Source organism: Limnochorda sp., assembly GCF_047459355.1.
Lineage (GTDB): Bacteria > Bacillota > Limnochordia > Limnochordales > Limnochordaceae > Limnochorda.
In genome coordinates, this window is record NZ_VSCV01000005.1 from 56,559 (window position 1) to 69,892 (window position 13,334).

At 71.6% G+C, this 13,334-nt stretch carries 13 protein-coding genes; 6 read left to right on the plus strand and 7 right to left on the minus strand.

The window, feature by feature from the left end; all coding sequences use genetic code 11:
• Positions 1 to 53: 53 nt before the first annotated feature.
• From FWJ67_RS03570 to FWJ67_RS03585, 4 genes are all read left to right on the plus strand, one after another.
• Complete coding sequence (locus tag FWJ67_RS03570) at positions 54 to 791, plus strand: uracil-DNA glycosylase (protein WP_304174351.1); 738 nt, start codon at positions 54 to 56, stop codon at positions 789 to 791.
• 77 nt (positions 792 to 868) lie between these two features.
• Positions 869 to 1,900, plus strand: coding sequence for a mechanosensitive ion channel family protein (locus tag FWJ67_RS03575; protein WP_414482177.1), 1,032 nt, complete (start codon positions 869 to 871; stop codon positions 1,898 to 1,900).
• Positions 1,897 to 2,835, plus strand: a complete 939-nt coding sequence (locus tag FWJ67_RS03580) for an ABC transporter ATP-binding protein (protein WP_304174347.1) — start codon at positions 1,897 to 1,899, stop codon at positions 2,833 to 2,835. The genes FWJ67_RS03575 and FWJ67_RS03580 overlap by 4 nt, the downstream gene beginning before the upstream one ends.
• Positions 2,832 to 3,677: an ABC transporter permease gene (locus FWJ67_RS03585; RefSeq protein ID WP_304174345.1), complete on the plus strand. Its 846-nt coding sequence runs from the start codon at positions 2,832 to 2,834 to the stop codon at positions 3,675 to 3,677. Before FWJ67_RS03580 ends, FWJ67_RS03585 begins: the two co-directional genes overlap by 4 nt.
• A 183-nt stretch (positions 3,678 to 3,860) precedes the next feature.
• Here FWJ67_RS03585 and FWJ67_RS03590 read toward each other — a convergent pair whose 3' ends face one another.
• Together FWJ67_RS03590 and FWJ67_RS03595 are read right to left on the minus strand one after the other, a co-directional pair.
• On the minus strand, positions 3,861 to 5,270 hold the full coding sequence (locus FWJ67_RS03590; RefSeq protein ID WP_304174344.1) for a phosphomannomutase/phosphoglucomutase: 1,410 nt from the start codon (positions 5,268 to 5,270) through the stop codon (positions 3,861 to 3,863).
• An 83-nt stretch (positions 5,271 to 5,353) separates the two neighbouring features.
• Positions 5,354 to 7,564: a thioredoxin domain-containing protein gene (locus FWJ67_RS03595; RefSeq protein WP_304174341.1), complete on the minus strand. Its 2,211-nt coding sequence runs from the start codon at positions 7,562 to 7,564 to the stop codon at positions 5,354 to 5,356.
• Between the two features lie 157 nt (positions 7,565 to 7,721).
• On the opposite strand from FWJ67_RS03595, the gene rnhB reads away from it, so the two are divergent.
• Positions 7,722 to 8,420 (plus strand): ribonuclease HII, encoded by a 699-nt coding sequence (gene rnhB / locus FWJ67_RS03600; protein WP_304174339.1) that lies wholly within the window; start codon positions 7,722 to 7,724, stop codon positions 8,418 to 8,420.
• Here the strand turns inward: rnhB and FWJ67_RS03605 are convergent.
• Genes FWJ67_RS03605 through FWJ67_RS03625 form a run of 5 tightly spaced genes read right to left on the minus strand, consistent with a single transcriptional unit; the run spans position 8,378 to position 12,017 of the window.
• Entirely contained in the window at positions 8,378 to 9,142 is a 765-nt protein-coding gene (locus FWJ67_RS03605) for a ZIP family metal transporter (RefSeq protein ID WP_304174337.1), read from the minus strand. The genes rnhB and FWJ67_RS03605 overlap by 43 nt on opposite strands.
• Before the next feature lie 36 nt (positions 9,143 to 9,178).
• On the minus strand, positions 9,179 to 9,541 hold the full coding sequence (locus FWJ67_RS03610) for a hypothetical protein (protein WP_304174334.1): 363 nt from the start codon (positions 9,539 to 9,541) through the stop codon (positions 9,179 to 9,181).
• 43 nt (positions 9,542 to 9,584) lie between these two features.
• The gene (locus tag FWJ67_RS03615; protein ID WP_304174332.1) at positions 9,585 to 10,310 is read right to left on the minus strand and encodes a biotin/lipoate A/B protein ligase family protein; all 726 of its coding nucleotides are present in this window, start codon (positions 10,308 to 10,310) and stop codon (positions 9,585 to 9,587) included.
• 10 nt (positions 10,311 to 10,320) lie between these two features.
• Positions 10,321 to 10,689 carry a divalent-cation tolerance protein CutA gene (gene cutA, locus FWJ67_RS03620; RefSeq protein WP_304174330.1) on the minus strand — a complete coding sequence of 123 codons (369 nt, stop codon included), beginning with the start codon at positions 10,687 to 10,689 and terminating at the stop codon, positions 10,321 to 10,323.
• A complete protein-coding gene (locus tag FWJ67_RS03625; RefSeq protein WP_414482579.1) occupies positions 10,689 to 12,017 on the minus strand; it encodes a WD40/YVTN/BNR-like repeat-containing protein in 1,329 nt (442 codons plus the stop codon). The genes cutA and FWJ67_RS03625 overlap by 1 nt, the downstream gene beginning before the upstream one ends.
• A gap of 264 nt (positions 12,018 to 12,281) precedes the next feature.
• Between FWJ67_RS03625 and meaB the strand changes: the two genes are divergently transcribed.
• Complete coding sequence (gene meaB / locus FWJ67_RS03630; RefSeq protein ID WP_414482179.1) at positions 12,282 to 13,280, plus strand: methylmalonyl Co-A mutase-associated GTPase MeaB; 999 nt, start codon at positions 12,282 to 12,284, stop codon at positions 13,278 to 13,280.
• The last annotated feature ends 54 nt before the right edge of the window (positions 13,281 to 13,334 follow it).

Sequence of the window (13,334 nt, forward strand, 5' to 3'; positions counted from 1 at the left end):
CCAGAAGCCTCGGCGAGCGGCCGGGGCTTCTGCTGTGTCTAGGAGGTGGCCCCATGCCTGACAGAAGCCCAAGCCGGGCCCAGCTCTTGGACGAGCTGGCCCAAGAGGTGATCGCCTGCCAGGCGTGCCCCCGCCTTCGGGAGCACTGCCTCCGGGTGGCGGCCACCCGGCGCCGGGCGTACCAAGACCAGGTCTACTGGGGCCGGCCCGTTCCAGGCTTCGGTGACCCCGACGCCCGCCTGCTCATCATCGGCCTGGCCCCCGCGGCCCACGGCGCCAACCGGACGGGGCGGATGTTCACCGGCGACGCCTCGGGCGAGTGGCTGGCCGAGGCCCTCTACCGGTACGGCTTCGCCAACCAGCCCACCTCCACCCACCGGGGCGACGGCTTCCAGCTGAAGGGAGCGTACATCACCGCGGTCTGCCGCTGCGCGCCGCCGGAGAACAAGCCGACCCGCGCGGAGATGGAAGCCTGCCGGCCCTTCTTGGCGCGGGAGCTGGCCATCTTGGACCGGGTGGAGGTGGTCCTCGTCCTGGGCCGGATCGCCTTCGACACGTACACGGGGCTCCTGAAGGAGCAGGGCCGGCTGACGAACCGGCCCGCCTTCGAGCACGGGGCGGTGGTCTCCCTGCCCGACGGGCCGCCCCACCACCTCGTGGTCAGCTACCACCCCAGCCGGCAGAACACCCAGACGGGCCGCCTCACCCGCCCCATGTGGCATCGGGTCTTCGCCCTGGCCCGGGAACTGGTGGATGGCTCGTCCGGTCTCGCCGCGGCCAACCAGGTCTGATAGGCTAAGCCCAAGGCCCCTGGCCATCTGGGCGCCATTCTCGAGGGGCGCCCCACAGAAAGGGGAAGAGACCGGTCATGGAAGGCGTCATCAGCGATCTCGTCACCTGGGAGGCGTGGCTTCCCCGGCTGCTCTCCATCGTGAGCCGACTGGCCCTGGTGCTCATCCTGGCCTGGGGCCTCAACCGCCTCAGCCGGCCCCTGATCCGCCGGCTCGACGGGGCCCTCAGCCGCCACCGGGAACGGGATGAAGAGCGGCAGCGCCGAGCCGAGACCCTGGTCAACATCGTGGAGAAGGGGGTCTCGGCCACCATCTGGGCCGTGGCCGGCCTGATGGGCCTCCAGGTCCTGGGCGTCAACACCGCGGCCCTCCTCACCGCGGCAGGCGTGGGCGGTCTGGCCATCGGCTTCGGAGCCCAGAACCTGGTACGGGACTTCATCAGCGGCTTCTTCATCCTCGCGGAAGACCAGTTCCGGGTGGGGGACGTGGTGGTCATCAACGGGACCAGCGGCACGGTCCAGGCCATCAACCCCCGGACCACCATCCTCCGGGACCTGAGCGGCACCGTCCACATCTTTCCCAACGGGCTGATCGAGACGGTGGCCAACCGGACCAAAGAGTGGGCCCGCTCCGTTATCGAGCTGAGCGTGCCCTACACAGAGAATGTGGACCGGGTGATGGCCCTCCTGCGGGAGGTGGGCGAGGAGCTCCAGGCCGACGAGACCTTCGGCCCCGGGATCACCCAGCCCATCAGCATCCTGGGGGTGGACGGCTTCGGCCCCGAGGGCGTCACCCTCAAGCTGACCATCACCACCGTACCCGGGCAGCAGTTCGCCATCGCCCGGGAGTTCCGCCGGCGGGTGAAGAACCGGTTCGATGCCGAGGGGATCCGCCTCAGCTACCCCCACACCAGCCTCCACTGGGAGGTCGAGCCCCCGCCCTTCCGGCTGGAGCTGCAGGGGGCGGATCCGGCCCTCCTCGACGCCTTGGCCGACCAGGTGGCCGAAAGGGTCCTCCGTCGCCTGGAGGCCCAGGGCGGCACCCAGCCCGGGACGGGAGGGCCCGCGGGTCGGCAGCAGGCCGCCCCCACGAGGGAGGATGAGGCGTGAGGGAGGAGCGCCAAACGGTCGCCCGGGCCCGGGGCTTGGTGAAACGGTACGGGCCGGTGGAGGCCGTCGCCGGCATCGACTTCACCATCCGGCCCCGGGAGTGTTACGGCTTCTTAGGCCCCAACGGGGCTGGCAAGACGACCACCATCCGGATGGTCACCTGCCGCATCCCCCGGACCGCCGGGGAGTTGGAGGTGCTGGGCCGGGATGTGGATGAGGCCCCCGCGGCCATAAAGGCCCAGATGGGCGTCGTCAGCCAGGAGAACAACCTGGACGAATCCCTGACCGTCCTGGAGAACTTGTACGTCTACGGGCGGTACCACGGCCTCAGCCACCAGGAGGCGCTCCGCCGGAGCCATGAGCTCCTGGAGCTGATGCAGCTGGAGGGGAAGGCCCGGGTCCGGCCCATGCACCTGTCGGGCGGCATGAAGCGCCGGCTGGCCATCGCCCGGGCGCTGGTCAACCGGCCCCGGCTGGTGGTGCTCGATGAGCCCACCACCGGCTTGGACCCCCAGGCCCGCCTCCTGGTCTGGCAGCGGCTGGCCGCCTTGAAGGAGGCCGGGGTGACCCTCATCCTCACCACCCACTACATGGAGGAGGCGGCCCGGCTCTGCGACCGGGTGGCCATCGTCGACCAGGGGCGGGTCGTGGCGGAGGACGCGCCCGACCGTCTGGTGGCCCGCCACTCGGGCCAGGTGGTGGTGGAGTTGGACCGTTGGGAGGGCGCCCTGCCCCCAGGGACGGCCAACGGCGCCGGCCCCATCCGCCGGGCCGATCCCATCGGGGAGAGCCTCTACCTCTACGGCGACGATGGCGACCAGATCCTGGGGTGGCTGCGGGCGCGCGGCGTACGGCCCCTCTCCTTCCGGGTCCGGGCGGCCACCCTGGAGGACGTCTTCCTGGTGCTGACAGGGAAGGAGTTGCGCGAGGCATGAGCGTGGAGATCCCCTCAGACCTTCCCCAGGGCCGGGCCCGCAGCGCCCCCCGCCGGGCAGCGCTGGTCTGGCCCCACTTCAACGCCCGGAGCCTCACCGTCTGGCGGCGGAACGCCTTGGCGTGGCGGCGTCATGCCGCCTCCAGCATCCTGGCCAACCTGATGGACCCGGTCCTCAGCCTCCTGGCCCTGGGGCTGGGCCTGGGGCTCTTTGTCTCCCGGATCGGCGAGTACTCGTTCCTGGAGTTCATCGGGCCGGGGCTGCTGGCCGGTTCGGCCATGACGTGGATCACGTACGACCTGACCTACGGGTGCTACGACCGCCTCCACTGGAGCCGGGCCTACCACGCCATGATCGCCTCCCCCCTCTCGGTGGGCGAGATCGTGGCCGGGGAGTTCGCCTGGCAGGCCACCCGGACCACCCTGTTCGGGCTGGGCTTCCTCGCCCTCATGGCCCCCTTCGGCATCGTCCACAGCCCTTGGGCCGTGCCCGGCACGGTGGTGATCACCCTGCTCACCGCGCTCATCTTCACCGGCCCCGCCCTGGCTGTGGGCGCGGCCGCCCGGGCGGAGGAGCAGCTCTCCTACTACTTCAACCTGGTGATCACCCCCATGTTCTTCTTCTCGGGCGTCTTCTTCCCCCTGGAGAGCTTGGGGCCCGCCCTCCGGCAGGTGGCCCAGTTCCTCCCCCTCTACCACCTGGTGGAGCTGGCCCGGGCCTTTATCCTGGGGAGCCCCCTCCCCAACCTGACCACCCACCTGCTCTGGCTCGGCCTCTTCATCCTCATCTCCTTCCTCTTGCCGGGTAGGCTGCTCCGCGACGCCCTGGAACGCATCGCCTAAGGGCCCCAGCGGCTGGCCCGGCGGAGCCGGTGGCAAGGTTCCCGGCTTCGGGATACCCTCCCGGCCCCGGGGCCCCCGGGTGGCGTGGGGCGGGCAAACGGCAGGCGGCGAGCCGCCGGCTCGCCGCCTGAAAGGAACCCTTGACGTCTTCTCTCGATCTCATCTGGACCGGCCAGGTGGCCCTCACCGGGCCCACTCGAAGTCGCCCACCTCGGGGAAGGAGGTGAGGGCTTCCTTCATGATGGCCTCGATGCGGTGCAGGGCTTCCTCCGTCTGGCCCTCGCAGCGGGCGACGATGGCCGGCTGGGTGTTGGAGGCTCGGGCCAGGCCCCAGCCGTCGGGGAAGAGGACCCGGACACCGTCCACATCGATCACCGGATACTCCCGGGCGAACCGCTCCTTGAGCTCCCGCACCACCTGGAACTTGGCCTCATCGGAGGTGCAGGGCACCCGGGTCTCCGCGCTGCTGGGATACCGGGGGATGGTTTGCCGGATCTCGGAGAGGGGCCGGTCATCGGCGGCCAGGATGCGCAGGAACCGGCCGGCCGCGTAGAAGGCGTCGTCGAAGCCGTAGTACTCGTCGGCGAAGAACATGTGGCCCGACATCTCGCCCGTGAAGACCGCCCCGATCTCCCGCATCTTGGCCTTGATGAGGGAGTGGCCCGTCTTGTAGAAGAGGGGCTTCCCACCCAGCCGCTCTACCTCTTCCACCAGGGCCTGGGAGCACTTGACCTCGATGATGGCCGTCGTCCCCGGGTGCTTGGGCAGGATCTCACGCCAGTAGAGGATCATCAGCTCGTCGCCCCACATCACTTCGCCCTGGTCGTCGACGACCCCTAGCCGGTCGCCGTCCCCGTCGAAGCCGATGCCGACGTCGCACCCTTCCTCCCGGACCACCCGGATCAGGTCGCGCAGGTTCTCCCGCTCCACCGGATCGGGCTGGTGGTTGGGGAAGCGGCCGTCGGACTCGCAGTACAGGGGCACCACCTCGCACCCCAGCCCCTTCAGAAAGTCCACGGCAAAGAGGCTGGCCGTGCCGTTGCCGCAGTCGACGGCCACCTTCAGCGGCCGGGCCAGCTTGATCCGGTCGTGAAGATCCTTGAGGTAGGCCCCGGAGGCATCCAGGTGCTCCACCTGGCTCTCATCGATGGGGCCTGCACCGAGCGGGGGATCCTCCGCGGCCACCTCCTGGGCCACCCGGGCCAGCTCCTGGATCTGCTGCCCGTAGATGGTGCCGTAACCCAGCGCCACCTTGAGGCCGTTGTACGTGGGCGGGTTGTGGCTCGCCGTGATCATCATGCCGGCATCCAAGCCGTAATGGACCCGGGCAAAGTAAAAGAGCGGCGTGGTGACCACGCCCAGGTCGACCACCTGCATCCCCTCGGCCAGGAGGCCCCGGAGGAGCGCGTCCCGAAGCTCATCGGAGCTGAGCCGGTTGTCCCGGCCCACCACCACCTTGTTCTGGCCCACCCGTTTGAACCGGCGGGCGGCGGCCCGGCCCAGGATCTCCATCACCTGGGGCGTCAGCTCCGTCTCCACCAAGCCGCGAATGTCATACTCCCGAAAGATGTTCAAAGGTACCGTGACAGGCACTGAGGTTGCTCCTTTCCTGCTCACCTTGGGGGTGAACGGATGAGGCTTTCCTCGGAACCTCCTTCCAGACGTATTCTACCCGGTCACTCCGGCGATGGAAAGCGGACCCCCTGGCTGAGGAGCTGGCGGAGGGCCTCGGGCCGGTCCAGGGGCGGGGAGCAGGTGAAGTTCCGGCAGTGGTACGCCCGGACCCGGCCGTCATGCTCCCGGCCGGCCAGGAAGGGCAAGGGGTGGGGCAGGGGAATCTGCCAGACCCGGGGCAGGCGGACCGCCTGATCCCCCCAGAGGCCCCGCAGCGCGCCGCCGGCGGCCAGCCGCTCGGGGGCATAAGGCCCGAAGGCCGCCTCCAGCCACGGCATGAGGGCCTCACCCCCCATCCCCGGCGGCGCCGCCAGGGTCACCTCGGTCCAACCGGTCTCCACCAGCTGGGCCAGGAGCAGGAGGCTGCTGTGGGGCCAGGGGTGCTCCACCATGGCCGCCTGGTACCGCTCCACCAGCCGCTCCGCCGGCTCCCGGAACGCCTCCCGGCCCAGAAGGGTGGCCGCCGCCAGCAAGACCCCCGCCGCGACCGCGGCCGGGGCGGGCACGGCCTGATCCACAGCCTGCCGGGGCCGGACGCCTAGGAGAGGTGTCTCGCCCGGCTCCGCCGCCGTCAGGAAGAAGTCGCCCGCCTGCCCATCCCAGAACCGCTCCATGAGGAGCCCCGCCAGGGCCCCCAGGGCCTGGAGGAGGCTGGGCTCGAAGGTGGCCTGGTAGAGCTCCAGGGCCCCCCACGCCAGGTAGGCGTGATCGTCCAGCTGGCCCGCCACCGGCGGTCCCGACCGTCGCCACACCCGCTGGAGGCCCCCGTCCTCGCTCACCAGGTGGTCGAGGATGAACTGGAAGGCTTGCCGGGCCGCCTCCAGGTACCGGCCCTCCCCCAGCACCGCGGCCGCCCGGGCCAGGGTGGCGATGGCCAGCCCGTTCCAGGCGGTCAGGACCTTGTCGTCCCGCTGGGGCTGGGGGCGCCGCTGGCGGGCCTCCAGCAATCGCTGGCCGATGGCGGCCAAGCGGTCCTCCAAGACGTCCATGGAGAGGCCGAAGCGCTCAGCCGCTTCCTCAGGCGCTAACGCCTGGTGGAGGACGCTCCGCCCCTCCAGGTGGCCCTCCGGGGTCACCCCGAACCAGGCAATGGCCAGCTGGGCCTCCTCGGCGCCCAAGACCGCTTCCACCTCGGCCGGAGTCCAGAGGTAGGTTCCCCCTTCCACCCCTTCGGTGTCGGCATCCTGGCTGGCGGCAAAGGGGCCTTCGGGATGGCGCATCTCCCGGATCAGGTACTCCAAGGCCGCCTGGGCGCTCAGGCGGTACCGGACCGCACCCGTCAGCTGGTAGGCCTCCAGCAGGACCCACGGGATGAGCCCGTTGTCGTAGAGCATCTTCTCGAAGTGGGGCACCAGCCAGCGGTTGTCGGTGGCGTACCGGTGGAAGCCGCCCCCCAGCTGGTCATGGATCCCGCCCGCCAGGATCCGGTCCAAGGTGAAGAGGGCGTGGCGGGCCCGGGCCTCCGCCCGGTCGTCCCGGCCGAAGCGGGCCTGAGCCAGGAAGAGGCGGAGCAACGGCACGTTGGGGAACTTGGGCGCCCGGCCGAAGCCGCCCTGGGCCCGGTCCGCGTGCTCATCCAGCACCCGCAACGCCGCTTCCACATCGACCCTTCGGCGAGGGGCTGGGACCAGGCGGTCCGGGGCGGGGGCGATCCGCTCCGGGGGCCGGCCGGGCGGGGGCTCCTGGAGGGCTCGGAGGGCGGCCACCACCTGGCTCGCCACCTGCTCCACCCGGTCCCGCTCCTCCCGGAAGATCTGGGCCAACGTCTCCAGCAGGTCGGGGAAGGCGGGCAAGCCGTACCGCTCCACAGGGGGGAAGTAGGTGCCCGCGTAGAAGGGCGCCCCCTGGGGGGTGAGGAAGACGGTGAGGGGCCAGCCGCCCCCCGACCCCAAAAGCTCCGCCGCCTGCTGGTAGAGGTGGTCCAGGTCGGGGCGCTCCTCCCGATCCACCTTGATGCAGACGAAGTGCCGGTTCATCACCTCGGCGATGGCCGGATCGGAGAAGGACTCGGCCTCCATCACGTGGCACCAGTGGCAGGCCGAGTACCCGATGCTGAGGAGGATGGGACGGTCCTCCCGCCGGGCCTGCTCCAGGGCTTCGGGCCCCCACGGGTACCAGTCCACCGGGTTAGATGCATGCTGCCGGAGGTAGAGGCTCTCCTCCGCCGCCAAGCGGTTGGCCTGACCGGGAACGGAACGCTCCAGACCAGACATGGACCACCCTCCTCGCGCCGTTCGCTCCTCGGCAGTATAACCAGATCCCGGGCCCCGGGAGGGGCGGAACCCGTCCCGCTGGCGAGGAAGGCACCGTCAAGTGGCGAAGGCTCCAGAAGGGCGCCGACCAGGTAGGCGTCGCCGGGGGTGAGGCTCTTTGGAGGTCTGGTTGGGCCTGGATGAGGCGGGACGCGGCTCGGTCATCGGCCCCATGGTGGTGGCCGGGCTCTGGGTGCCGGCCGACCAGGCGGAGGTTCTGGCCGAGCTGGGGGCCCGGGACTCCAAGGCCCTCTCCCGGGAGGCGCGGGCCCAGGTCTTCGACCGCCTGAGGCAGGTGGCTCTCCACTGGGATGTGGTTCGGGTGCCCCCGGAGCAGATCGATGAGGAGAGCTTGACCCACCTGGAGCTGGAGGCTTTGGCGGCGTTGATCCGAGCCCGCCCCGCCGACCGCATCTTCCTCGACGTGCCCACCCCGCCCCGGGGCATCGGGCCCTTCCTCCAAGCCTTGGAGCGGCGGGTGGGCCGGCCCCTCCCCCTGGTGGGCGAGAACCGGGCCGACCAGACCTACCCTTTGGTGGGCGCGGCCAGCATCCTGGCCAAGGTGACCCGGGACCAGGAGCTGGAGGCCATCCGCGCCGTCTATGGGGACGTGGGCTGGGGCTATCCCGGGGAGCCCCAGGTACGGCGCTTCCTCACCAACTGGTACCGCCGGGAGGGCCGCTTCCCGCCCGTCGTCCGCCAGCGGTGGCGGACCGTCCAGGAGATCGCCGCGGCCCTGGACCAGGGCTCCCTCTTCCCCGAAGCCGATCCGCCTCACTCCAACCCCAAGCCCCGGGCGGCCAGCGCCGAGAGGTAGAAGAGCAGGGCCCCAGCCAGGGCCGCCGCTCCCCCGGAGAAGCCCCTTTCATGGTGGACGGCGGGCACCATCTCCGTCGCCCCGATGTAGATGAGGGCGCCCGCGGCCAGAGGCAGCAGGGCCGACTCCAGGGCCCAGGCAACCCGCTCCAAGACCAGGGTGACCCACGCGCCCACCAGGGTGGCCAGGGTCAAGAGCCCGCCGGACCAGGCGGCCAGGCGGGGCTGGCCCAGGGCCTGGCACCCCAGAGCGCCCAAGGTGAACCCTTCGGGGATCTTGTGGAGACTAATCGCCAGGACGAGAGGAAGCCCGCGGGCCAGACCGGCCCCCAACCCGCCCATGAGGGCCACGCCGTCAAAGAAGGCATGGGCTGAGAGGCCCAGCAGCGCGCCCCAGAACGAGGCCGAACCCCCCGGCGCGGGAGGCCCAGCGTGGGGCCACCCCCGGCTGGCCCCACCGGGGAGCACTCCTTCTGGGTGGGCCCGGGCCGGCAGCAGGCTTTCCACCCCGAGCAGGAGGAGGTAGCCGACCAGCACCAGGGGAAGCCACTGGGGGCCCTGCTCCTCCGCCACGTGGGGGATGAGATCGAGGAAGGCTGAGGCCAGGAGAAAGCCGCCCACCCCAGCCAGAAGGTGGGCCAGCGAGCCAGGCTTGAGCGGGGCGAGCCGGACGGCCAGCAGGCTGCCCAGCAGGGTGGCCAGGCTGGAGAGGACGACCAACACCCAAGCCGACCCGGTCCCGTGGATGGGAGCACCCCCTCAGCCTTGGTCTTCCGCCGCCTGAGCCAAGAGCTCGGCGACCACGCCCGCCAGGCGCTGCCTGGCCGGCGCCGCCGGGCCCATCCGGTAGAGGAGCTCACCGTCGACCACCCGCGGTTCCACCGGCCGGTCGAAGATGGCCGCCCCCTCCACCACCGACTCCACGCAGTAGGTGACCAACATGGGGAAACCGGGGGGCGCGTCGTCGGGGGCCAGGGCCCCGCCCAGAGGGACCAACACCAGCAGAACCTGCTCGGGAGCCAGACGGTAGATGGCGGCACCCGGCCGGCGGGACACCAGTTGGACGTCGCACAGGCACCGGTCGCTGGGCTTGCCGCACCGGCTGCAGTCCACGCTGCCCATGGGAACCACGCCCCTTGCCCACTCACCCTCACGGGTCAGCTCTTCATTCGTCATGCGTCCTACTTGCACCTGCCGAACCCCAGCCGGCGAGGAACGCGTCCACCAAGGGCTCGATCAGGTCCTGGGGTGAGAGGGCCCGCCCGGCCAGCTCCGACAGGCTGGCCACCCTTCCCTCATCCCAGGGGCCATGGGCCCCCACCTGGCGGTAGAAAGCGGCCACCTGGCGGAGCCGGGACCGCCCCTCCCCCCCGACCATCACCGTCGCATGGACCAGTACCGCGCCCCGGCGCTGGGCCTGGGCCGTGCCCGCCACCTTCCGCCCGCCCACCACCAGGTTGAAGCGCCCATCGCAGAAGCTCCCGGGGGCCCAACCCGGGCCGGCCTGGAGGCCCAAGGCCTGCTCCAAAGCCCGCACCAACCCAGCCAAGAGCCGCCGGTAACCCATCTCGGGAGCGGCCGGCACCTGGTCGCAGGGGTAGCAGAGGGTGACGCTCAGATCGTCGGGCCCGTGGGGCACGGCCGTCCCGCCCGAGGGACGGACCAGGACGGGCAGAGGCCCCATCTGGGCCAGGGCGTACCCGGCCTGTTCCAGGCGCCGGGCCTCCAGCCGGCCCAACACCAGGCTGGGCCCGCTGGTCCAAAGGCGCAGCACCGGCCCCAGGCGGCCCGCGGCCACGGCCCCCAGGAGGGCCTCCTCCCGGGCCACCTTCTCCCAGGGCGGGCCCGGGGAGGCATCGACCCACACGGTCCAGGATTGGTCCCGCCCCACCGCCGGAGGCTCACCCTTCCCTGGGGGTGGTCTCCTCGACGACCCAGCGGAGGTAGTCCGGGTTCCCCCCGACCACCGCCAGGGCCGACGTGGCCGGCACCTCATACCCGGAGAGCTCCCGGACCCGGGCCACCAGCCGGTCCAGGCAGGCCGCCTGGGTCTTCACCAGGAGGAGGACCTCCCCTTCCCGCTGCACCTCGCCCTCCCACCAGTAAAAGGAGGTGATCCCCTCCACCACGTTGACGCAGGCGGCCAGCCGCTCCTCCACCAGGGTGCGGGCCAGCTTCTCCCCCACCTCCCGGGTGGCGACGGTCACGTAGACGAGCCGCACGGTGGTATCCGGAGAAGGCCCGGCGGCCGCCTCACGGGGCTCTCCCATCATCCATCCCTCCCTGACGGGTGAAGACCCATGCTCGCCGCCATTCTACCCTGGCCCGCCCCGGTGGGAAAGCGGGCCCCCGCGTCCTTGCGGCCGGTCTCCACCAGGGTGAGGCGGGGTTCCAGAGGCTCCCAAGTTCGACCGCCGTCCCGGGTCTGGAAGAGGGCGGGCGCCCCCTCGGCTGCCTGGGGCACCCAGGCAAGACCGTCGCCGGCCTCGAGCCACATGAGCCGGGCCTCGTCGCCAAAGGGAAGGTCGTCGGCCAGGCGCTCCCAGCTCCGCCCGCCATCGGAGGTGCGGGAGAGGACGGCCGACCCCTCCCCCTGGGCCGGGGCCAGGAGCCACCCGTGCCGGGCATCCCGGAAGACCACCAAGGCCCCCGGCGCGGGAAGGGGCAGGGCCTGCCACCCCTCACCCCCGTCCTGGGTGACCAGCAGGTAACTCGCCTTGGGAGGAGCCAGGAACTGGTCGCAGGGCGGGCAGGCCACGTCCTCCTCTTCGTACAGATCGACCACCACCCACCCATGGCCCTCGTCGGTGAAGCGGGGCGGCCGGACATACCGGAAGGGCTGGGCGAGGGCCGGCGCGTCGGGCGGCCCGGGGATGGCCGCCTCGTGCCAGGTGCTCCCGCCGTCGCGGGTCTGGAGCAGGCTGCCCGTCCCGATCCATCCCTGGGCCGGGGTGAGGAAGACGAGCAGTTCCGGCCCGTAGGGGGTGCTGTAAGCGCCCCGGAAGGGGATCCCGCCTCCGGCATCGCCGGCCTGGGCAGGCAGCACCAGCTCCCAGCTCCGGCCGCCGTCGTCGGTGGCCCAGAGGAAGGGGACCACCCCGTGCATCCCTGGGTAGACCTGCCCGTAGAACCACCCGTGCTGATCGTCGAGGAAGGTGATCTGGAGGGGCCGGAACCCCTCGCCCCCGGTGGCCTCCCCCACCGGGATAGAGCCCCGGTCCTCCCAGGTTTGGCCCCCGTCCGCGGTGGCCACCAGATGGACGGTCCCCTGGCCGGCGCCGGCGGGGGTGAAGGCGACCCACGCCCGCTGGGGATCGAGCCCGGCCAGCCCCACCCACTCCGTCCCACCGGTGGCGATCCCAGAAGGGGTCACCGGCACCCAGCGGTCCGGCCCGCCCTCAGCCCGGAGGATCCGGTGGTCCGCATCCACCGCCCAGCCTTCGCTGGGGCTGAACATGGCCAGCCCCTGGAGGCGAAGGGGATCGACCAGCGGCGCGGTCTGCAGCTCAGGCGGGGCTGAACGGTTCTGCCAAAGCCCCATGGCGACGACGGCCAGCAAGAAGGCGAGGAGCACCCCCCGCCGGGCCCAGGATCCCATCCCATCCCCTCCTCTTCTGATGGGAAGCCTTCCCCGCCGCCGCCTTCGCCTCCCCCTTCCCCTCCTCCTGCGGGACCACGCGGCGGGCTGGGCCTGGGCTCTGGGGCCACGCTCCAGGGCGCCGATCGTCCCCTGAGTCTGAGCCGAGGTCGCCCCGGGCCCGGCAGCAGGATCCCGGCCGTCGATGTCGGATTATACTATATTCGGAGGTCTTTCCCGAGAAGTGCCGTTTGTCTGGTGCCCCGCAAGGGCCGGGAGGACGCCATGGCGACCAGGCAAGACTCCACAACCCAGGCCGCCCCGGCCGCTGGGCTGGCAGCCCAACTCCAAGCCGGTGACCAGCGGGCCCTGGCCCGAGCCCTCTCGTGGGTGGAGAACGACCACCCGCTGAAAGAGGCCCTCCTGGCCCGCTGCCCGCCGAGTCAGGGCACGGCCTACCGGGTGGGGATCACCGGTCCCCCCGGCGCCGGCAAGAGTACCCTCATCAACGGCCTGATCGCCCAAGGAAGGGCCCAGGGGTGGCGGGTGGCGGTGGTGGCCGTCGATCCCACCAGCCCCTTCACCGGTGGGGCCGTCCTGGGCGACCGGATCCGCATGGCCAGCCACACCCTCGATCCTGACGTCTTCATCCGGAGCATGGGCGCCCGGGGCGGCTCCGGCGGCCTGGCCGGCGCCGTCTGGGAGGTGCTCCAGCTGGTCGAGGCGGCCGGCTACCAGCTCCTCTTGGTGGAGACAGTGGGCACGGGCCAGTCCGAGTGGGCCGTCGCCCAAGTGGTGGACACCACCGTGCTGGTTCTCACCCCTGCCTCGGGTGACGGCATCCAGGCCATCAAGGCCGGCCTCATGGAGGTGGCCGATCTCTACCTTCTCAACAAGGCGGACCTCCCCGGCGCCCACCAGGCCCTGGCGGAGCTGCGGGCCAGCCTCCCGCCCGCCTCGCCCCAGAGCTGGCAGCCGCCGGTTCTCCCGGTGGTGGCCACCCAAGGAGAGGGGCTGGCGGACGTCTGGGAGGCGATCTTAGCCCACCGCCGGGCCTTGGAGGCGGGGGGCCAGGGGCAGGCGCGCCGGCTCGCCCGGGCCCGGCACCAGCTGGTGCATCAGGTGGAAGCCGAGCTCCACGCCCGCCTCGCCCAGTTCCTCCAGGCCCCCGAGGTGGAGACGGCCGTCCGGAAGGTGGTGGCCGGGACGGCCCTGCCCGGTGCGGAGGCCCGGCGGCTGGTGGAGCAGTTCCTGACCCAATCCGCGCCGGACAACGGGAGGTGAGGAACCGTGCAACCCGATCGTGAACCGCGGCCCGGCACCGCGGCAGCCCGACCG